Source organism: Streptomyces sp. NPDC002676, assembly GCF_053592455.1.
The window spans coordinates 428,644-449,506 of record NZ_JBSFVT010000001.1 but is presented as its reverse complement, the minus strand read 5'-3'; the positions used below and the strand labels follow the sequence as shown (position 1 = coordinate 449,506).

The 20,863-nt window shown below is 68.0% G+C and carries 16 protein-coding genes; 2 read left to right on the top strand and 14 right to left on the bottom strand.

Annotation, left to right across the window (positions count from 1 at the left end; all coding sequences use genetic code 11):
- Positions 1–11: 11 nt before the first annotated feature.
- The 3 genes from ACWD3E_RS02035 to ACWD3E_RS02025 form a co-directional block, all read right to left on the bottom strand.
- Entirely contained in the window at positions 12–848 is an 837-nt protein-coding gene (locus tag ACWD3E_RS02035; RefSeq protein ID WP_451385604.1) for a protein kinase, read from the bottom strand.
- 69 nt (positions 849–917) lie between these two features.
- A complete protein-coding gene (locus ACWD3E_RS02030; RefSeq protein ID WP_451385603.1) occupies positions 918–1,361 on the bottom strand; it encodes a glycine-rich domain-containing protein in 444 nt (147 codons plus the stop codon).
- A gap of 248 nt (positions 1,362–1,609) precedes the next feature.
- Complete coding sequence (locus ACWD3E_RS02025; RefSeq protein ID WP_451385602.1) at positions 1,610–1,840, bottom strand: hypothetical protein; 231 nt, start codon at positions 1,838–1,840, stop codon at positions 1,610–1,612.
- 119 nt (positions 1,841–1,959) lie between these two features.
- Here ACWD3E_RS02025 and ACWD3E_RS02020 point away from each other — a divergent pair, with 119 nt between their 5' ends.
- A complete protein-coding gene (locus ACWD3E_RS02020) occupies positions 1,960–2,703 on the top strand; it encodes an XRE family transcriptional regulator (protein ID WP_451385601.1) in 744 nt (247 codons plus the stop codon).
- A 2-nt stretch (positions 2,704–2,705) separates the two neighbouring features.
- Positions 2,706–3,176 carry an NUDIX domain-containing protein gene (locus ACWD3E_RS02015; protein ID WP_451385600.1) on the top strand — a complete coding sequence of 157 codons (471 nt, stop codon included), beginning with the start codon at positions 2,706–2,708 and terminating at the stop codon, positions 3,174–3,176.
- A gap of 183 nt (positions 3,177–3,359) precedes the next feature.
- On the opposite strand, the gene ACWD3E_RS02010 is transcribed toward ACWD3E_RS02015, so the two are convergent.
- From ACWD3E_RS02010 to folC, 11 genes are all read right to left on the bottom strand, one after another.
- Positions 3,360–5,996, bottom strand: coding sequence for an NACHT domain-containing protein (locus tag ACWD3E_RS02010; RefSeq protein WP_451385599.1), 2,637 nt, complete (start codon positions 5,994–5,996; stop codon positions 3,360–3,362).
- Between the two features lie 2,090 nt (positions 5,997–8,086).
- Positions 8,087–10,048 (bottom strand): TIGR03960 family B12-binding radical SAM protein, encoded by a 1,962-nt coding sequence (locus tag ACWD3E_RS02005; RefSeq protein ID WP_451385598.1) that lies wholly within the window; start codon positions 10,046–10,048, stop codon positions 8,087–8,089.
- A gap of 103 nt (positions 10,049–10,151) precedes the next feature.
- Complete coding sequence (locus tag ACWD3E_RS02000) at positions 10,152–11,666, bottom strand: CYTH and CHAD domain-containing protein (RefSeq protein ID WP_451385597.1); 1,515 nt, start codon at positions 11,664–11,666, stop codon at positions 10,152–10,154.
- A 103-nt stretch (positions 11,667–11,769) separates the two neighbouring features.
- Positions 11,770–12,963 (bottom strand): rod shape-determining protein RodA, encoded by a 1,194-nt coding sequence (gene rodA / locus ACWD3E_RS01995; protein WP_451385596.1) that lies wholly within the window; start codon positions 12,961–12,963, stop codon positions 11,770–11,772.
- Positions 12,960–15,233: a penicillin-binding protein 2 gene (gene mrdA / locus ACWD3E_RS01990; RefSeq protein ID WP_451385595.1), complete on the bottom strand. Its 2,274-nt coding sequence runs from the start codon at positions 15,231–15,233 to the stop codon at positions 12,960–12,962. The genes rodA and mrdA overlap by 4 nt, the downstream gene beginning before the upstream one ends.
- 131 nt (positions 15,234–15,364) lie before the next feature.
- On the bottom strand, positions 15,365–16,042 hold the full coding sequence (gene mreD / locus ACWD3E_RS01985; protein WP_451385594.1) for a rod shape-determining protein MreD: 678 nt from the start codon (positions 16,040–16,042) through the stop codon (positions 15,365–15,367).
- A gap of 14 nt (positions 16,043–16,056) precedes the next feature.
- Positions 16,057–16,995 carry a rod shape-determining protein MreC gene (gene mreC, locus ACWD3E_RS01980; protein ID WP_451385593.1) on the bottom strand — a complete coding sequence of 313 codons (939 nt, stop codon included), beginning with the start codon at positions 16,993–16,995 and terminating at the stop codon, positions 16,057–16,059.
- A 175-nt stretch (positions 16,996–17,170) separates the two neighbouring features.
- Positions 17,171–18,190, bottom strand: coding sequence for a rod shape-determining protein (locus ACWD3E_RS01975; protein ID WP_451354548.1), 1,020 nt, complete (start codon positions 18,188–18,190; stop codon positions 17,171–17,173).
- A gap of 328 nt (positions 18,191–18,518) precedes the next feature.
- On the bottom strand, positions 18,519–18,932 hold the full coding sequence (gene ndk / locus ACWD3E_RS01970; protein ID WP_451385592.1) for a nucleoside-diphosphate kinase: 414 nt from the start codon (positions 18,930–18,932) through the stop codon (positions 18,519–18,521).
- A gap of 65 nt (positions 18,933–18,997) precedes the next feature.
- On the bottom strand, positions 18,998–19,369 hold the full coding sequence (locus tag ACWD3E_RS01965; protein ID WP_451385591.1) for a DUF4233 domain-containing protein: 372 nt from the start codon (positions 19,367–19,369) through the stop codon (positions 18,998–19,000).
- 11 nt (positions 19,370–19,380) lie between these two features.
- Positions 19,381–20,838 carry a bifunctional tetrahydrofolate synthase/dihydrofolate synthase gene (gene folC / locus ACWD3E_RS01960; RefSeq protein ID WP_451386476.1) on the bottom strand — a complete coding sequence of 486 codons (1,458 nt, stop codon included), beginning with the start codon at positions 20,836–20,838 and terminating at the stop codon, positions 19,381–19,383.
- Between the last annotated feature and the right edge of the window lie 25 nt (positions 20,839–20,863).

Here is a 20,863-nt window from a genome sequence, read left to right as displayed (position 1 = left end):
GCTTCGGGGGTTCAGCTCAGAGCCTTGCCGACCTCGTAGATCGTGGGCCTGTCTTCGGGCGCAGGACTGAGCATGGAGTCGATCAGCTCGCCCAGCTCGCCGCGTACTTTCACGGGACGACGCTTGCCGTCGGCCACGGCTTGCCTCTGCTCGGCGCGCGGCGCGTCGTCCGGGTACTCGACAGCCCGCCATCCCGTGGCGGAGATGAGCAGTGACGCGCCGAGCGCGTAAATGTCGGCCTCCTGCGTGGGATCTGCCTCCCCGGTGGCGAGGACACTGCGCGCGATCTCCGGTGCCTCGTAGTGGACAAGGCAGCCGCGGAATGGGAAGTCGTACCCCCCGGGCACGTGGCCGCCACGAGCCAGGGCCAAGTCGATGACGTGAGTCCGTTCCGGCCCGATGATGAAGTGGGCGGGCTGCACATCGCCGTGGGCCCAGCCCTTGGAGTGCAGTTCGGCCAGCACTTCCACGCAGCCCAGGGCCACGCTGGTGTGCGGTTCGATGCGCGAGTCCGGCTCACGGCAGGGCGCCCACAGCTGGTAGAGGTCCGGTCCTTCGCGCCACGGCTGGAAGTTCCAAGTGCCCCGTTCCCATTCGCCGTACGCGAAGTCACGGAAGCCCAGGCGGTGCAGCACGGCGCCTTCGCGTGCTGGTGCGAGCGCCGTCCACGGCTGGGCTGGCCAGTCGGCCGTAGCCTCGATCGGATAGCCGACCTTCACGGCGTACTGCCCCCGATCGCTCTCGACCTCCCAGACCATCGAGCCGCGGCGATTGACGACCAGGCGCTGAGCTGTGGGCATGAGTGCGTCGAGCACCACGATCGGCAGTTCAGGGGGTGTCCCGGACAACGTCAGTTCTCCTTCCGGGCAACGCGGCCGACCACGCATCAAGGTCGGCCGCGCGCTGGTGTCGTGTAGCTACGCCTGACCGTACGGGCGGCCGCAGTCCGAGTCGCACTGCGCGAGGTTCGTGCCGTCCACGGTCCAGAGGCCGTCGAAGACCATGAACCCGGCCGCCTTCATCGCGTGTGCCGAGGTAGCAACCTTCTCCGGGTCACGGGCCCCTCCGCCCGGCATCGGGTTGTGGTGCAAGAAGCGGCCCGCGTACCGCTCGCACAGTGCTGCGTACTCCTTCGTGTGCAGGATGAGTGCGTGCAAACCGAGGTCCACGTCGTCCGACGGGACCATGGGGACGGTGGCGGTTGCTGCGGTAACCAGGAAGGCCACCGCCTGGTCCGCGATCCGCTCGGCCCGCTCGCGCGTCTGCCCGTTGTGGACGACCACGAAGTGCGTGAGGCTGTCGAACAGGTCCTCACCAGCCACCGCGCGACCAGTCCTCTGATCGTTGGCCGTTGCCGTCATGCGAATACTCCTTGAGTGTCGCTGTGCTCTGGCACTTGCTCCCGCGTCGGCCGCCAAGGCATCGCCCAGGACAACCGGGGGTATGGAAGGCCGGCCCCGAACGGGGAAGGGGGGAGCCAAGGAACTGGCACCCCGTCCGGGGCGGCCGGTCTACTGGCTGATACCGAGGGCCATGCCGATCACCAGGCCACACGAGCCGCTGATCATGATGATGAACAGGACCCCCGCATACCGGCCGATGGCGCGCATCACAGGCCGTCCCGGCTGTTGCCGTTCTTGATGGCCAGGCGGGCGGTCAGTTCCTCCCGCGCAGTCGACGCCACCACGTTGTCCGGCTTGGCGTCCCACTCGACGCCGCCACCGATGGGCCTTATCTGCACCCGGGCGCCGACCTCACCCATGACGACGCCGATACGTCCGCTGGCTGTGTCCTTCGCCAGTTCACCGATGCCTGGTCTGGTCTGCTGGTTGCTCGCCATGGGCACGAGCATCCTGCCGTCCAACAGGACGTCGGAACCTCCGACAAACCCCACTTCGGGACGTCCCGCGTCTTGTAGAACGTCCCTAGTGCCGTCCCCGGGTATTAGGAGAGATTGGGATGCCGAACGAGAGGTTACGTGCTGCCATGGCGGCCGGCGGCTGGACGTACACCGCCCTCGCGGACAGGGTCGAAGTCGATCCCAAGTCCGTCGAACGATGGGTCAATCTGGGGCGTACACCACGCCGTGCCACGGCCATGTTGACAGCGGAAACGCTAGGAGAAGACGTGCACGCTCTATGGCCATCGCTCCGCCAGGCACGCCCCGCCCGCGCCGTCAGTCCGGAGCTTGTGGCTCTCTACGACCAGCGCGCGGACATCCCCGTGTCCACCTTCGTGGACATGCTGACCCAGGCTCGCGAGCAGATCGACGTGCTGGTGTACGCCGCCATCTTCTTGCACGAGGCGTACCCGAGACTCAACGAGCTCTTGAAGGAGCGAGCGGCCGAGGGCTGCGCAGTCCGTATTGCACTCGGCGACGCGGACAGCCCAAACGTCCAGCAGCGCGGCGAAGAAGAGAAGTTCGGCCACGGGATCCAGTCCCGTTGCCGTCTCGCGCTGATGCACTATCGCCCCCTTGTCGGGCTACCTGGCATCGAGCTGCGGACCCATGGCACCACGCTCTACAACTCGATCTACCGGGCCGATGATCAGGCACTGGTCAACGCTCATGTCTGGGGAGTGAACGCCTACGGTGCCCCCGTCTGGCACCTGCGCCGTAGTGGGGAAGGCGGCATGTTCGACACGTACGCTGACAGCTTCGCTGCGGTGTGGGCGACCGCGACGCCAGTCCGGGAAGGGTGAGCATGGCACGGACCGAGTACTACGACGACCCGGCGGCACCTGAGCCGAACAGTTTGGTGGTCGCCGCGTCCGCCGTGGTTACCGATGACGAAGGGCGCATCCTCCTTCAGCGCCGACGGGATAACGATCTCTGGGCGCTCCCTGGCGGCGGTATGGACATGACCGACTCACTTCCGGGAACGGCCGTCCGCGAGGTGAAGGAGGAAACGGGTCTGGACGTAGAGATCACTGGGCTCGTGGGCACGTACACCGACCCTCGGCACGTCATCGCCTACTCGGACGGTGAGGTGCGCAGACAGTTCAACGTCTGCTTCACCGCCCGCATGGTCGGCGGCCGACTCGCGATCTCGGACGAGTCCACGGAGCTGCGATTCGTCCAGCCAGAGGAGATTGATCAACTGCCGATGCACCACACGCAGCGGCTCCGGATCCGTCACTTCCTGGAGCACCGTGAGCGGCCCTATCTCGGCTGATCTCCTAGATCGCGGTGACGGCAACCCCGCTGGCAACGACGGCACACAGAAGCCGTTGAACACGACCATCAGTCCGGAGGAGGGCCGAGCGCCCGCACAACACGCTGCCCGATCGCAAGGATCAGCCAACTGCGCCACGGCACGGATCGCTGCTGCCTCCTCTGAATGGGCTCCTGACAGCCCTTAGGTGCCCGACCCATACAGCGCCTCCACTTGGAAGGCTTCGGCAATTACCTTCAGGCGCTCACACAAGGCGGGGTGCTGGGGATGATTCATACCGAGCTTGCGCAGGTGCGCAGCCCTCTGCTGGCTGTCCATCTGGCCGCTGCTTAGGCACGACAAGAGCACCATCGCCAGCAGGACCGCAGCGCGCCCTGCTTCAGGGACCCGGGTCTCGCTAGTAAAGGCCGCTACTGTGTCCACCAACGCGTTGGCGTTCGTCGCATCAGACCCCAACAGGCCAATCCGCTCACCCCAGGCGCGAAGGCCGCCACGCCGGCCTGGCCAGATCGTAGCGTGCCAATCCCACGCCTGGAACGAAAAGTTTTCCCACGAATCGTCGTGCCTGTTACGACGCGGCGGCAGAAGCATCTCTTCCATGTCGGCGAGCAGGAACCGCGCTGCTTCAAAGCCGCCCGACCGGTCCCAAGGCTCATTCCAGTCATTGGCGGCCATCAACTCCCACCCGGCGACCATGAGTCCCACCAATGCGCCTCGATGGTCCGGTACGTATCGCCCAAAGGAACAGACGTTTTCATGGGCTAGAGCTAGCAGGTCCGGACTCACGTCCTCGTGCAACTGCCCCATGAGCATGCTGAATGAGCGAGCAAGGACGAATACCTCCCGATCGTCACAGATCTCGTACGGCGGCGACTGGGAAGCCGCTCCCAGCATGGCGCTCAAGATCTCCTCTTGGTCCAACCCAGCCGTAATCCCCTTGCACGCAAGGCGCAGCAGCTGCCGAAGGGTCAGTGTTGCTGAGGTGAGCAGGTCGAGGAGTGCTGCTGCCCCTACCGATCCGGGCAATTCCAAAAGGGTCTCAACCGCGTGGTCGGCTACGGACTCAGTGACGGTCGAACCGATCAGCGAGACCAGACGGTCTCTGACATCCTCAGCGTCCTCATCACTGACGGCCGCCAGTACTAACAGCGCGACGAAGTCAACTGCCTCGTCCAAGCGGGCCACCCGATCGCGTAAGAAGCTTTCTAGCTCACCGGTGGTGTAGACCTCCTTGAGGGCGGAAACCGCCGACTCGCGGTTGAAGCGGTCGCGCGGCCTCTCAAGCAGTTGCTCCCGCAGGGCCTGGGCGGCCTGGCGCGATCGTCGGTCCCCAAGTCGGGCCAGAGTGCGCACAGCGTCGCATCGGGTCGCCCACAGTTCCCCGGCTGCCAGGACCAAATTTAGGAGCTCGGCGCCCGCAGCCGCTGGCCGGTGTGCGGCAAGCGCAGCCGCCGCAGCGTAGCGCCGTTCGCCAGGTCGGCAGGCTAGTTCCGTCAACAGGTCCGTGACGTCTGGGTGGCCGATTCTGGCTGCGAGCCGCCACCAGTCAGGGTCGAGGTCGGGGTCGGTCCCGTCGAGCTGGGCGAGGAACCACTGGGCATGTGCGTCGTCGAGGATCGGACCTTCTGCAAGCAGATGAGCGGCGACCAGCCGGTCCGCGCTCGTACCGGCTTGCAGCTTCGTCAACAACGCTTTGGCAAGGGTCGTGGAGCGATGGGCGGCGTGGATGAGTGTGGCAAGAGATGCTTGGTCATGGGCGCGAGCGCGGTCGACGACTGGTCCCCAGGCGGGGTCGGTGAGGGCAGGAACGTCAGGGAGCTGCTTGGACTGGAACTCGGCGGCCAGGTGTTCAGCAAAACTAGTGTGCAGGAACTGCACATCCGCTGGCGTGCGCACCATCATGCCTGTAGCGGCGAGGAGCCCTCTGACGTGGTCGGGCCAGCCAAGCATGAGGCGGCTGGCCGGTATATCCAATTGCTCGTCCAACCACCGCAGGGCAGTTTGGGTCAGGTTCTCGATACCGCGTGTGGTCTGCTCGACAGCGAGGTGGTGCAGCAATGCCTCACCGCGTTGTGCCGCCAGTTCTCGGACGGCTGCCGCCGAACCCGGCGCTTCGTCCCGTACCGCAGCCTCCAGTCGCTGCCACTGCTCACTAAGCTGCTTTTCCTTGCTCCGGGCCAGGTGCCTCCGGTACTGCTCGTACAGCAGGTACTGGTTGCCTGGTAGTGGGCTGTTGGGGTACGCCTCATATACGACGGCCGTGATGGTGGCGAGCAGCGGCACGCGCACCAGTGACCCCAGGCAGGCAAGGTCGACATGGCGCACATAGTCCGCGGCTGTCTCCTCGTCGCCGAACCATCGTTCCGCGAAATCAATCAGGCGCGGGCGGTCGAAGGGTTCGAGGACGTAGGGGGGCAGGCTCGCCGCCCGCAAGGTTCGTACCTCTTCACCAGGCAACGGCCTAGTGGTGACGAGCAGTTGGTGTGTGTTCTGGTGTTGTTCGGCGAAGCGCGCCAACCGGATCACGAACGCCCGGCGGGTGCCGCCTTCGACGATCTCGTCGACCCCGTCCACGAGAGCCAGCCAACGCAACCCTTGGGGGAGTACGGCTGGCACCAATGCAGCTTCGAGCGATTCAGGCCGGCGCGCGAGTTCGGTGGCCGTCACCCAGAGAGGAACTACTGAGAACGGTCCACTGTCTTTCAGCCAGTAGTCGGCGAAGCTCCCCGCTAGTTGACGGACTAGGGTGGACTTGCCGCCGCCAGGCCCCGCGACAACCAGAAGGTGCCCAGGCCCATCGTTGAGGACGTCGTGCACCAAGCGGGCAGCCGGTCCTTCGCCGCTCTCTGAGTCGAGAAGTTGCCGCACGTACACCTCTGAAAGGCGGGGTAATCTCCCCTCCGGGAGTACGTAGGGCGCGCTGTCGCTGTCCTCTCGCTGCCGGGCTAGCAGTGCCGTGACCGTGTCGGGCAAGGATGGGCGGGGCCCGGTCCACTCCGCTTCGGGTGGGAGGGGTGGCATAGGTGGCGTCCCTTGCATGCCCCGCCTGACCCAAGCCCCGAGCTCATCGTGGAATCGCTCCCAGCGTTCGAGGTCAGACTGCTTCGCTCCACACGCCTTGAGGATCTTGAGCGCCCGGGCTAGCAAGGCTTCATTGAGCGCACTGTAACGAATACCGGACAGTGTGTGACCGATGGTCGCTTCAGAGAAGCCTGTGGCCTCCGCAAGGCGTGCGTTCGTCCTACCTGCCGACGCTTTCCAAGCACGCAGCCCCATCGCGTATGAACGAGTCGGCTCGACCGTCGGCACAGGTCCAGGCGGGCGCCCAGGCGACCGCCCCGCAGTGCCAGCGTGTTCGCTCAATGCCTTCTCCCTATGCCGTCCTACCTCCCACAGAATGCCGCCGATTCCATGTCGCATGCCAGTGAAAGCAGCTCAGAGCGCCGGGGTTTCCTCCTGGGTGCCACAGAATTGATCACGGGTGTGTCCTGGGCTTCCAGTCGGAACTTCCAACCCCTGGAGCTGCACATGGTCAAGGACCCCACACCCTCCGCCCGCTCCCGGGCGAGGAGCGCCGCTGTCATCGGCGGTTCTGCTGCTCCTACGATCGCCCTGTCGGCCGCGGCGGTCTGGAGCGAAAATTACTTCCCGGCTATCATCGGCGCCCTGCTACCCGTGTTCGTCTTCGTCTGTGTGGTCTGTCCGGCTGTGTGGAGCCGTAACCCAGCCCGGCGGCGGGCCGCATTGGCAGTGCTAGACCGCCTGTTGGGGTGCGACGAAGCCAGGAGCCCGGGCCGTCGTGGCGAGCATTGAAGGGCTGGCCGATCGGGGCACTCACGCGACCCGAAACGGGAGTAACCCCGCCTCGAGTTTCGACCTCCTGCACACCAAGCAGACCTCATTCCTGCCCCGTCCAGCTTGCTCTACATGATCTACTTACCGCTCATTCCCGAGACGGCCCAGGAGACGAGAATCGAGCTTGGCCTCCTGTGATGCGCGAACCAGGTCTGACCTCAGGCGGCGGTATAAGAGGCCTCCAAGCCCTGTCTACCCGCTGAGGACTCAGCCCCGCTTCCTGGAGGGGGTTAGAGCACCCAGGAGGCGGCAGCTACGTTCTGTGCACCGACTGCCCCCGAGCATCGAGCGCGTTGAGCACGGCGAAAACCCCGACCTCAAGGCGCGTCCGCCGGCGCGTCCACGACCCGCGGCAGTGCCCCATTCGCGATCAGCACCCGTTTTAGAGGGCGTGAACCGCCGTACAGAAAACCACTCATGCAGCGAGATCTCTAACGGGCTCAGACACTAGCCACCACTGCGTGGACGCCCGAGGCTCATCCACCGTCTGCTCGGCTCTGCCTGCGCGGCGGTGTACGAGGTGGGAGGGAACTCAGCGCCACAACGGCACCCCCTCCATCCCCCTGCCGCCTGATCCTCCACCGGAAGCTGCGTTCTGACCGTGGCCACACTGTGCGGTGGTCAACTCATGCCCACCGGCCCTGCCCACACCTGGGTGCAGGTTGGCGCAGCGTGCCTAAGGTGGAGCGCGGCGCGGAACACAGCCGGGCCCTTGGACGGCGCGGACTAGGTTGCAAATCAGCTGCGTTGGAGAACTCCATAGCGCCAAGGACACGGACTTTCGCACCACCGAATACCAACGAGCCCCCCTCCCAGTCATGGAAGGGGGCTCGCGGAGCCACGAGGTCACGCACAAGCTGGAACGGCCCTCAGACCCACTCCACCTCGGAGACGATTTGCGAGCCGCCTCCAGGCGCTGGCAGTGGCGTCCAAGAGAAGGCCGACGGCGCCAGTTGGCGAGGCCGTGAAGCGCCGACCGCAGCCAACGCCGCAGCCACCTCCTCCTCACTCACCCCCGCCAGCGCCTCAATCACCCGATCAAGGCCTCGCTCACCTCAGTGCCCGTGACCACTCGAAGCGGGCGCCTGACCTGCGTTCTTGACCGTCAGCGGCAGCAACTTCTTGCCGGTCGGGCCGATTTGTATGGCCGTGTCCATCTGCGGGCACACGCCGCAGTCGAAGCACGGAGTCCAGCGGCAGTCCTCGACCTCCGTTTCGTCCAGGGCGTCCTGCCAGTCCTCCCAGAGCCAGTCCTTGTCGAGGCCGGAGTCCAGGTGGTCCCAGGGGAGGACTTCCTCGTAGGCGCGCTCGCGGGTGGTGTACCAGTCGACGTCCACGCCGAAGGGGGCCAGTGCCTTGTCGGCGCACTGCATCCAGCGGTCGTAGGAGAAGTGCTCGCGCCAGCCGTCGAAACGGCCGCCGTCGTCGTACACCGCGCGGATGACCGCGCCGATGCGGCGGTCGCCCCTCGACAGCAGGCCTTCCACGATGCCGGGCTTGCCGTCGTGGTAGCGGAAGCCGATCGAGCGGCCGTACTTCTTGTCGCCGCGGATCTTGTCTCGGAGCTTCTCCAGGCGCGCGTCCGTCTCCTCCGCCGAGAGCTGCGGGGCCCACTGGAAGGGGGTGTGGGGCTTGGGGACGAAGCCGCCGATGGAGACCGTGCAGCGGATGTCGTTCGACTTCGACACCTCGCGGCCCTTCTGGATCACGCGGGTCGCCATGTCGGCGATCTGGAGGACGTCCTCGTCCGTCTCCGTCGGCAGGCCGCACATGAAGTACAGCTTCACCTGGCGCCAGCCGTTGCCGTAGGCGGTGGAGACCGTCCGGATGAGGTCCTCCTCCGAGACCATCTTGTTGATGACCTTGCGCATGCGCTCGGAGCCGCCCTCGGGGGCGAAGGTCAGGCCGGAGCGGCGGCCGTTGCGGGTCAGCTCGTTGGCCAGGTCGACGTTGAAGGCGTCGACGCGGGTGGAGGGGAGAGACAGGCCGATCTTGTCTTCCTCGTACCTGTCCGCCAGGCCCTTGGCGATGTCGCCGATCTCCGAGTGGTCCGCGGAGGACAGGGAGAGGAGGCCCACCTCTTCGAAGCCCGTCGCCTTCAGGCCCTTGTCGACCATCTCGCCGATGCCGGTGATGGAGCGCTCGCGGACCGGGCGGGTGATCATGCCGGCCTGGCAGAAGCGGCAGCCGCGCGTGCAGCCGCGGAAGATCTCCACCGACATGCGCTCGTGGACCGTCTCGGCCAGCGGGACGAGGGGCTGCTTGGGGTACGGCCACTCGTCCAGGTCCATGACCGTGTGCTTGGACACGCGCCACGGGACGCCCGAGCGGTTCGGGACCACGCGGGCGATACGGCCGTCCGGGAGGTACTCGACGTCGTAGAACGCCGGGATGTACACCCCGCCCGTCTTGGCCAGGCGGAGGAGGACCTCCTCGCGGCCGCCGGGGCGGCCCTCCGCCTTCCACTCGCGGATGATCTTCGTCATGTCCAGCACGGCCTGCTCGCCGTCGCCGATGATCGCCGCGTCGATGAAGTCCGCGATCGGCTCCGGGTTGAAGGCGGCGTGGCCGCCGGCCAGCACGATCGGGTCGTCGATGCCCCTGTCCCTGGACTCCAGCGGGATGCCCGCCAGGTCCAGCGCCGTCAGCATGTTCGTGTAGCCCAGCTCCGTGGAGAAGGACAGGCCGAACACGTCGAAGGCCTTCACCGGGCGGTGCGTGTCCACGGTGAACTGCGGGACGTCGTGCTCACGCATCAGCGCCTCGAGGTCCGGCCACACGCTGTAGGTGCGCTCGGCGAGGACGCCTTCCTGCTCGTTGAGGACCTCGTAGAGGATCATGACGCCCTGGTTGGGCAGACCGACCTCGTACGCGTCCGGGTACATGAGCGCCCAGCGGACGTCGCACTCGTCCCAGTTCTTGACGGTGGAGTTGAGCTCTCCGCCGACGTACTGGATCGGCTTCTGCACGTGCGGCAGCAGGGCTTCGAGCTGCGGGAACACCGACTCGACAGACATCGGGGGAACCTTCGTGAGCTGACAGGGGTGACCATCAAGCCTAACGCGCCCGGCGGACTCCCCCGTACGGCCGACGACCGGACCCCCGGGCTTGCCCCCTCGCTCAGCCGGACGCCCCCTTCTTGCCCTTCTGCCACTCGACCTCCGCCCACAGGCCCGGCAGGTCCGTCTCGGCCTGGGCCGCTCGCTGCTCCTCCCTGCCGTAGAGCACGCCGTAGGTGAACGCGCTCTCGCCCGCCGCGTGGGCCACCGCGGACAGTTCGCGCAGGGTGTGGCGGGCCATGACGCTGTCCTGGTGGTCACCGAGGAGGGTGGTCAGGGACTTCGTGGACTTGGTGAGGGAGCGGGCCGGGGAGCCCAGGGCCGGGGTGGCGGCCTCGGCGGCGTAGCGGGTGCGCTTGGCCTTCTTGCGGGCCTCGTGCAGGGCGAGGTCGCGGTCCTCGCCGGGGGGCAGCTCCAGGGCCTGGCCGACCAGGCCGGACAGCTTCGCCAGGTCCTTGCTGATGGCCTTGGCCAGCACCTTCTCCGGTTTTCCCGCGGCGGCCTTGCGCAGGGGTGGGTCGGCGATCAGCGTGTCGAGGGTGTCGAGCAGGGCGAGGTGGCGGCGGGAGTCGAGGACGCCGGTGACGTGGCCGCGGGCGCTGCCGTGCCGGGCGCTCGCCCAGGCGGCCAGGCGGTCGTGGACGGGGCCGCTGACGAGGGTGGGCGGGAGGTCGTCCAGGGCGGTGGTGAGGCGTTCGGTGAGGACCTCGCGGTCGCGGTCCACTCCCAGCTCCCGGGCCAGCCACTTCAGCTCGGCGCCGATGGGGTCGGTGACGGTGCGGTCGAGGACCTTGCCGAAGGTGCGCAGGGTGCTGCGGGCCCGGCGGGTGGCGACGCGCATCTGGTGCACGGAGTCGGGTACGTCCCGGCGGGCGGCGGGGTCGAGGGCGACCAGCGCGTCCCGCTGGACGCGGAGGTAGGCGAGGACGTGGTCGCCGGCGGTCTTCGGCTCGGGGGGTCCGGAGGTCTTCGGGCGGCCGGGGGCGGTCTGTTCCAGGGCCCGGGCCAGTTTCGACGGTGCCTTGGAGGGGCGTACGCCCGCCTTGCGCAAGCGTTTCTCCACCTTGTCGAGGAAGGCCGGGTCGCCCTCGTCGGCCAGTTCCACCTCGATCTCGGTCCACTGGGCGGCCCCGCCGCCTGCGGTGAGCCGCTCGGCGGTCACGGTGTCGACGCTCGCCTCGGCCAGCAGGGTGCCGTGGGCGTCGAGGAGGTGGCGCACGTCGCGGGCGGAGCGCAGCCGGACCACGGGGATCAGCTCGGCGTCGCGGACCCGGGAGCGCACGAGGGCGGCCAGTTCGTCGGGGACGGTGTCGGAGAGCGGCGCCCGGATCTCGTCGCGGACTCCGGGGGCGACCGGGATCTTCAGATGCCAGCCGGCGTCGGAGCCTCCGGTGCGGCGGCGCAGGGTGAGGGAGGCGGCGGCCAGGCGCAGGTCGGCGGTGTCGTAGTAGGTGGCGTCCAGTTCGACCAGGCCCTTGTCGAGCACGGCCGTGACTCCGCCGACGCCGGTCAGGTCGGGCAGCCCACTGTCGTCGGATTCGTACTTGCGCTCGATCTCGCGTGTCGCATCCGCCATGGATTGAATCTAGTGGCTGTCGAGCCGGGAAGGCAGGGGTCGCCCCGGGTGAATGGCGGGAAAACTCCCCCCAATCACCCGGTTAACGACCTCGCGAACCGCCTCAGGCCGACATCGGTCTCTGCACCTTGATCGACTGCAGCAGCCCTACCGCCACCCATACCGCGAACATGGACGAGCCGCCGTAGGACACGAACGGCAGGGGCAGGCCGGTGACCGGCATGATGCCGAGGGTCATGCCGATGTTCTCGAAGGCCTGGAAGGCGAACCAGGCCACGATCCCGGCGGCGACGATCGTGCCGTAGAGCTCGGTCGAGTCACGGGCGATGCGGCAGGCGCGCCACAGGATGACGCCGATCAGGAAGATGATCAGGCCCGCGCCGAGGAAGCCCAGCTCCTCCCCCGCGACCGTGAAGACGAAGTCCGTCTGCTGCTCGGGGACGAACTGGCCGGTGGTCTGCGAGCCGTGGAAGAGGCCGGCTCCGGTCAGTCCGCCGGAGCCGATGGCGATGCGGGCCTGGTTGGTGTTGTAGCCGACGCCGGCCGGGTCGAGGTCCGGGTTGGCGAAGGCCGCGAAGCGGTTGATCTGGTACTCGTCCAGGATGTGCAGCTGCCAGATGGCGACGCAGCCGATCACGCCGGCGGTGAGCAGGCCGAAGACCCAGCGGTTGGAGGAGCCGGAGGCGAGCAGCACGCCCAGGATGATGGCCACCATGGCGAGCACCGAGCCGAGGTCGGGCATGAGCAGCAGGATCAGGATCGGTACGGCCGCGAGGCCGAGGGACTGCGCCACCGTCCGGTGATCCGGGTACGGCTTGTCTCCCGCGTCCACCCGCGTGGCGAGCATCATCGCCATGCCCAGGATGATCGTGACCTTGAGGAACTCGGCGGGCTGGATCGAGAAGCCGCCGATGACGATCCAGTTCCGCTGGCCGTTGATGGTGGCGCCGAGCGGGGTGAGGACCACCAGGGACAGCAGGACCGACAGGCCGTAGAGGATCGGCACGGCGTTGCGCAGGGCGCGGTGCCCGAGCCAGATCGTGCCGATCATCAGGGCGGCCCCGATGCCGAGGTTCATCAGGTGCCGGACGAGGAAGAAGTACGGGTCGCCCTGGTTGATCTCGGTGCGGTTGCGGGTCGCCGAGTACACCAGCAGGGAGCCGATCAGCGACAGCGCGACGGCCGCGAGCAGTATCGGCCAGTCGAGGCGGCGGGTCAGCGAGTCACGGGCGAAGATCCTGGTCCACCCGGCCCGCTCGGGCCCGTACCCGGAGACGGAGAAGCTGTTGCCGGTCATGCGAGCGTCCTCCGGCCACCTCGGCCGCCCCGGCCGCGAGGCCGTCTGCGGGTGTCGCGGTTGCCGCCCGTGCCGGGCGAGGGCGTGGTGGCCGGGGTCTGCTGGTCGTCGGCCGCGTTGGTGTCGTCCGTCCCGGTCGCCTGGGCCTTCTCGTTGTCCTTCCCCGGGTCGCCGGTGATCTTCGGGGCGGCGATGGTGCCGTCCGTGCGGACCTTCGGCAGGCCCTTCTGCGGTTCGGGCAGCAGGGCCTTCTTGTTGTCGATGGAGCCGTCGCCCTGGACGCCGTAGAGCGCGCTGTAGATGTTGCGCACGGCCTCACCGGAGGCACCGGAACCCGTACCGGCCTGGGCGATCGTCATGATCACCGTGTAGTCCTTGGAGTAGGTGGCCAGCCAGGAGGTGGTCTGCTTGCCGTAGACCTCGGCGGTACCGGTCTTGGCGTGCAGCGGGATCTTGTCCTGCGGCCAGCCGCCGAACTTCCAGGCGGCCGTACCGCGGGTGATGACGCCCGCGAAGGCGTCGTTCATGCCGTGGAGGGTGGCCTGGCTGACCGGCAGCCTGCCGCGCACCTTCGGCTTGATGGGCGTCACGGTCTTGCCGTCGGGGCTGATGATCGCCTTGCCGATGGTGGGCGCGTACATGGTGCCGCCGTTGGAGACGGCGCCGTAGATCACTGCCTCCTGGATCGGCGTGACGAGGGTGTCGCCCTGGCCGATGGAGTAGTTGATCTCGTCACCCTCGCGCATCCTGTTGCCTTCGAGGCAGTTCTCGTAGGCGATCCTCTCGACGTAGGAGCCGTCCTTCTTGCCGGACTTGCACCAGGCGTCCTTGTTGGCCTTCCAGTAGTCGAGCTTCCACTGGCGGTCGGGGACGCGGCCGGTGACCTCGTTGGGCAGGTCGACGCCGGTCTCCTTGCCGAGGCCGAACTGGTGGGCGGTCTTGAAGAACCAGTCCTTCGGCTGGCCCTTCTTCGGGTGGATGCCGCCGTCCCTCTTCCACTCCCGGTCCGCAAGACCGTAGAAGACGGTGTCGCAGGAGACCTCCAGGGCGCGGCCGAGGGAGATCGGGCCGAAGTTCTCGCCCTCGAAGTTCTTGAAGACCTGGCCGCCCACCGAGTAGGAGCTGGTGCACGGGTAGCCGCCGTCCCACACATAGCCGGCCTGGACCGCGGCGGCCGTGGAGACCACCTTGAAGGTCGAGCCGGGCGCGGCCTGACCCTGTATGGCCCGGTTGAGCAGCGGGTAGTCGGAGTTCTTGCCGGTGAGGGCCTTGTAGTCCTTGGCGGAGATGCCGCCCACCCACACGTTCGGGTCGTAGGTCGGGGCCGAGGCCATGGCGACGATCCGGCCGGTCTTGGCCTCCATCACGACGACGGCGCCGGAGTCGGCCTTGTATTTCTCGCCGGTGACCTTGTCGAACTGCTGGCGGGCGACCTTCATCGCCTTGTCCAGTTCGTACTCTGCGACCCGCTGGACGCGGGAGTCGATGCTGGTGACCAGCTTGGAGCCGGCCTCGGCCGGGTCCGCCTTGGCCTTGCCGATGACCCGGCCGAGGTTGTCGACCTCGTAGCGGGTGACGCCGGCCTTGCCGCGCAGCTGCTTGTCGTACTCCCGCTCCAGGCCGGAGCGGCCGACCATGTCGGAGCGCAGGAACGGCGAGTCGGTGTCCTTGGCCTTCTGGATTTCGTCGTCGGTGACGGGCGAGAGGTAGCCGAGCACCTGGGCGGTGTTGGATTTTCCGGGGCCCGCGTAGCGTCGCACGGCCTCGGGCTCGGCGGTGATGCCGGGGAAGTCCTCGGAGCGCTCGCGGATCTGCAGGGCCTGCTTGGCGGTTGCCTTGTCGGTGATCGGGATCGGCTGGTACGGCGAGCCGTTCCAGCAGGGCTGGGGGGTCTTGGCGTCGCACAGCCGGACCTTCTGCCTGACCTCCTCGGTCTTCATGCCGAGGACGCCGGCCAGCTTGGCGAGGACGGCCTTGCCGCCGTCCCGCTGCTTGAGCAGGTCGGTGCGGGAGGCGGAGACCACCAGCCGGGTCTCGTTGTCGGCGAGGGGCACGCCGCGGGCGTCCAGGATGTCGCCGCGGACGGCGGGCTGGACGACCTGCTGGACGTGGTTGCCGGAGGCCTCCTTCTGATACTCGGCGCCCTCCCGGATCTGCAGGTACCACAGCCGGCCGCCGAGCGTGCCGAGGAGGGAGAGGACGAGGATCTGGATCACGACGAGGCGCGTCTGGACCCGTGGGGTCCTTCCGGTCTCGGGAATGTTGGTCACTGTGGCTGTCTCCCCCTCTCAGTACGCGAACGTGAGTACGCGAACCGTGTGTGTGCGTACGCGTGATGAACGACCGGCCTGTGAGCCCGCGTTCCGCGAAAGCTGCCCCGTTCGGGTGAACTCTGCGCTGTTCACAGCCGCTTGACCCCCTTGATGCGGCCGACCCGGGCCGAGCGGGTGCGGGCCTTGGCCTTCAGCGCGCCGAGGCCACCGCGCTGGGAGCCGATGCGCAGGCCGGTGCCGGAGGACTGCCAGCCCGAGGAGATGTCACCGGCCTTGGCGGCCGGGCCGCTTTCGGCCAGCGGGTTGTTGTCGGCGCGGCGGGCCAGCCACATGATCCCGGGGACCACGAACGGGGCGAGCAGCAGGTCGTACAGGGCGGCAGAGAACAGCAGGCCGGTCAGGCCGACATGGCGGGCCGCGGTGTCGCCGACGAGGGTGCCGACGCCCAGGTAGAGCAGGGTGGAGCCGATCGCGGCGGCGACCACGACGGCCATCGGGCCGGTCGCCGACTTCAGGCGGCCGTTCTCCGGTCTGATGAGCCCGGCGCCGTAGCCGATGACGCACAGCACGAGCGCGTAGCGGCCGGCCGCGTGGTCGGCGGGCGGGGCGAGGTCGGCGAGGAGGCCCGCGCCGAAGCCGACGAGGGCGCCGCCGACGTGGCCGTACACCATGGCGAGGCCGAGGACGGTGAGCAGCAGCAGGTCGGGCACGGCGCCCGGCAGATGCAGCCGGGCAAGGACGCTGACCTGCACCACGAGGGCGACGACGACCAGCGCGGAGGAGAGCAGGATCCGGTTGAGGCGCATGAGGTGAAGAGCTCCTACTGCTGCTGTCCGTCGGCGGGTGCGTCGGCCGAAGGGGTGACCGTGACGGTCACCGTCGGCGTCGGGATCGGCTTGGGCTGGGCCGGGAGCACGGTGTCCCGCGGGTCCTTCTTCGGCGCCTCGACGACCACGCCGACGATGTCGAGCTTGGTGAAGGCGACGTACGGCGTGACGTAGAGGGTGCGGGTGAGGCCGCCGCCGGAGGGGTCGACTCGGGAGACCACGCCGACCGGGACGCCGGGCACGAAGGGCTTGTCCGCCTCGGAGCCGAAGGTGACGAGCCGGTCGCCCTTCTTCACCTCGGCCTTGGCGTTGAGGAGTTCGACGCGCAGCGGTCGGTCGCCCTGCCCGGAGGCGAAGCCGAGTTCGTCGCCGCTCTCCATGCGAGTACCGACGGTGAAGTCGGGGTCGTTGGCGAGGAGCACGGTGGAGGTGTTCGGGCCGACGGTGGTGACGCGGCCGACCAGCCCGTCGCCGTTGAGTACGGTCATGTCGCGCTTGATGCCGTCGTCGGCGCCGGCGTCGATGGTGATGGTCCAGGAGAAGCCCTGCGCCGACCCTATGGCGATGACCTGGGCGCCCTTGATGCCGTACTGGCCCTCGCCCGAGATCTTCAGCATCTTGTCGAGCTGTTTGAGGCGGCTGCGGTTGCGGTCGTCGCTGCCGAGCTTCGCCTTGAGGGCCGCGTTCTCCTTCTCCAGCGCGGCGAGCCGGTTGTGGCGGCTGCCGGAGTCACGGATGGCGGAGACGGCGTTGCCGACCGGCTCGACCGCCGAGGACAGCCCGTTCTCGATCGGGCCGAACACCGCGGCGGCGGCCTGCCGGGCACCGTCGACAGGCGAGTTCCGGCCCCCTCGGATGTCCACCGTGATCAGCGCGAACGCGATGGCGATCAGCAGGACCAGGAGCAGCCGGCTCTCTTTCGTGTCCCTCACGTGCGGCGGCCGTGCCCTTCCTCAAGTAGGAATTCGGGGACCCCCAGACGGTGCCGTCGGTGAAGCACCGACCCAAGGGGCCCATTTGTGGGAGCTTATGCCTCTATATCAACGTCTACGTCAACGATCCGCCGCACGAGAGGAGAACGTCTCGTACGGCGGAATCGACGTCACGTCACCGGCGCGGCTGGGCGTCCAGGACCTGCTGGAGCGCCTCGAACTCCTCGACGCACTTTCCGGAGCCGAGCGCCACGCTGTCCAGCGGGTCCTCGGCGATGTGGATCGGCATGCCGGTCTCCCGCCGCAGGCGCTCGTCCAGGCCGCGCAGCAGCGCCCCGCCGCCGGTCAGAACGATTCCTCTGTCCATGATGTCGCCGGACAGCTCCGGCGGGCACTTGTCGAGCGTCGTCTTCACGGCGTCGACGATCGCGTTGACCGGCTCCTCGATCGCCTTGCGGACTTCGGCGGCCGAGATGACGACGGTCTTCGGCAGTCCGGACACCAGGTCCCGGCCACGGATTTCGGTGTGCTCGTCGGAGTCGAGGTCGTACGCCGAACCGATCGTGATCTTGATCTGCTCGGCCGTCCGCTCACCCAGCAGAAGGCTGTACTCCTTCTTGATGTGCTGGATGATCGCGTTGTCCAGTTCGTCGCCCGCGACACGGATGGACTGGGCGGTGACGATGCCGCCGAGCGAGATGACCGCGACCTCCGTGGTGCCGCCGCCGATGTCCACCACCATGTTGCCCGTGGCCTCGTGGACCGGCAGCCCGGAGCCGATGGCGGCGGCCATGGGCTCCTCGATGATGTGCACCTGGCGGGCGCCGGCCTGGGTGGACGCCTCGATGACGGCGCGGCGCTCGACGCCCGTGATGCCCGAGGGCACACAGACGACCACGCGCGGCCGGGCGAGGTAGCGCCGCTTGTGGATCTTCAGGATGAAGTAGCGGAGCATCCGCTCGGTGATCTCGAAGTCGGCGATCACGCCGTCCTTCAGTGGACGCACGGCGACGATGTTGCCCGGCGTCCGGCCGATCATCTTCTTCGCTTCGGCACCGACCGCGAGGATGCCACCAGTGTTGGTGTTGATCGCGACCACGGACGGCTCGTTGAGTACGATCCCGCGACCCCTGACGTACACCAGCGTGTTGGCGGTCCCGAGGTCGACAGCCATGTCACGGCCGATGAACGACATTGAGTTCCCCATCAGGATTCGTCTGGCCTTCCCACGAGCTTTTGAGGGCTTTTCAGGTTGGCGAGGTGGGTGCTGTGACGTGAAGGCTTCCATGGTAGACGCGCCTGCACGGACACTGCGCGAGGGTCTTCGCCATTGTCAGCAGATGACGAGCCGCCTCGCTTGTGGAGACGGTCCATCGGTGGCACGCGTTCCCCCGATCGGCAACGCATATGCCAAAGGACGGCCGAAAATGTACGGCCGTCCCAGGCGACGGTCCCCCGAGGACCCCTGACGGAGCTGACTCTCCGTCAGAAAATTTATCCGAATATCAGCCCGACGTCGCCGTTCAGGCACGGCCCGGGAAGAAGATCTTCACCTCGCGCTCGGCGGACTCCTCGGAGTCGGAGGCGTGGATCAGGTTCTCCCGGACGATGACGCCGAAGTCACCGCGGATGGAGCCGGGGGCGGCGGCGATCGGGTCGGTGGGGCCGGCCAGCTGGCGCACGCCCTCGATGACCCGCTCGCCCTCCACGATCAGCGCGACGACCGGGCCCGAGGCCATGAACTCGACCAGCGGCTCGTAGAAGGGCTTGCCGACGTGCTCGCCGTAGTGCTGCTCCAGCGTGCCCTGGTCCAGGGTGCGCAGCTCCAGCGCGGTGATCTGCCAGCCGGCCTTGCGCTCGATACGGCTGATGATCTCGCCGGTCAGGCCGCGACGGACGGCGTCGGGCTTGAGCAGGACGAGGGTGCGCTGGCTCATCGGGGTGACTCCTTCTGACTGATATGTGCGGTGGGACGAGGTTACAGGGCGTGTCCGGGAGCCCGTTACGCAGCGTCAGGTGCGGAGGAGCCCGCGGCCTCGGCCTCGGCCTCGGCGGCGAACCGGGCCTTGGCCTCGTCCACCTTCCTGCCGAAGTGCACCGACGCCCACCACAGCCCCGCGAACACCACGCCGAGGAAGAACATGGTCGGGACGGCGAAACCGGAGGCGATCAGGCCGAGTTGCAGCACCCAGCCGAGGGCGACGCCGCCCGGCCGGGTCACCATGCCGCACAGCAGCAGGCACAGCACCATGGCGAGACCGCTGACCAGCCACACCATGGACACCGACAGGTCCGGGTCCTTCATGGCCACCAGACCGGCGAAGCCGATGACGAAGAACTCGCCGATCAGAGTCGATGAGCAGAGCACACGCACGACGGAACCCCTCAGCCCTTTCCCAGAAGCAGGCGGGCTTCGCCCACCGTGATGACCGATCCGGTGACCAGCACCCCGCCGCCCGCGAACTCGCCCTCCTCCTCGGCCAGCGTGATCGCGGCCTCCAGGGCGTCCGGCAGCCGCGGCTCGACCTGGACCCGCTCGTCGCCGAACACCTCGACGGCGATCGCGGCCAGCTCGTCCGCGTCCATGGCGCGGTCGCTGGAGTTCCGGGTGACGACGACCTCGGCGAAGATCGGCTCGAAGGCCTCCAGCACCTCCCGGACGTTCTTGTCGCCGCTCGCGCCGACCACGCCGATCAGCCGGCTGAAGTCGAACGCCTCCTGCACCGCCTCCGCGGTCACCCGCGCGCCCGCCGGGTTGTGCGCGGCGTCCAGGATCACCGTGGGAGAGTGCCGTACGACCTCCATCCGGCCCGGCGAGGAGACGGCCGCGAAGGCCCTGCGGACGACGTCGATGTCCAGCGGCTCCGCGCGCTGCGCGCCGACACCGAAGAACGCCTCGACTGCGGCGAGCGCCACGGCCGCGTTGTGCGCCTGGTGGGCGCCGTGCAGCGGCAGGTACACCTCGGGGTACTCGCCGCCGAGACCGCGCAGCGTGATCAGCTGCCCGCCGACGGCCACCTGCCGGGCGACGACCCCGAACTCCAGGCCCTCCCGGGCCACGGTCGCGTCGACCTCGACCGCCTTCTTCAGCAGCACCTGCGCGGCTTCCACCGGCTGCTGCGCCAGGATGACGGTCGCACCCTGCTTGATGATCCCGGCCTTCTCGGCGGCGATCTCCGCGTGCGTCTCACCGAGCCGGTCGGTGTGGTCCAGGTCGATGGGCGTCACCACGGCGACGTCGGCGTCGATCACGTTGGTGGCGTCCCAGGCGCCGCCCATGCCCACCTCGACGACGGCGACGTCCACCGGCGCGTCCGCGAAGGCGGCGTACGCCATGGCGGTGAGCACCTCGAAGAAGGAGAGCCGGTATTCCTGGGCGGCGTCGACCATCTCGACGTACGGCTTGATGTCGCTGTACGTCTCGATGAAGCGCTCGGCGGACATCGGGGCGCCGTCCAGGCTGATCCGCTCGGTGACCAACTGCACGTGCGGGCTGGTGTAGCGGCCGGTGCGCAGCTCGAAGGAACCGAGCAGGGCCTCGATCATGCGGGCGGTGGAGGTCTTGCCGTTGGTGCCGGTGATGTGGACGGAGGGGTACGAGCGCTGCGGCTCGCCCAGCACGTCCATCAGCGCGGCGATACGGCTGACCGAGGGCTCCAGCTTGGTCTCGCCCCAGCGGGTCGCCAGCTCCGCCTCGACCTCGCGCAGGGCCTTGTCGACCTCGGGGTCCTCGGGGCGCGCGGGTACGTCGGCCTGCGGCGGGCCGCCCTGGGTGCGCAGGGTGCGGCTGCCGGCCTCGATCACCGCGAGGTCGGGGTCGCGGGTGGTTTCGGCTTCGATCATCTCGTCGAAGCTGTCGAGGGGGTCT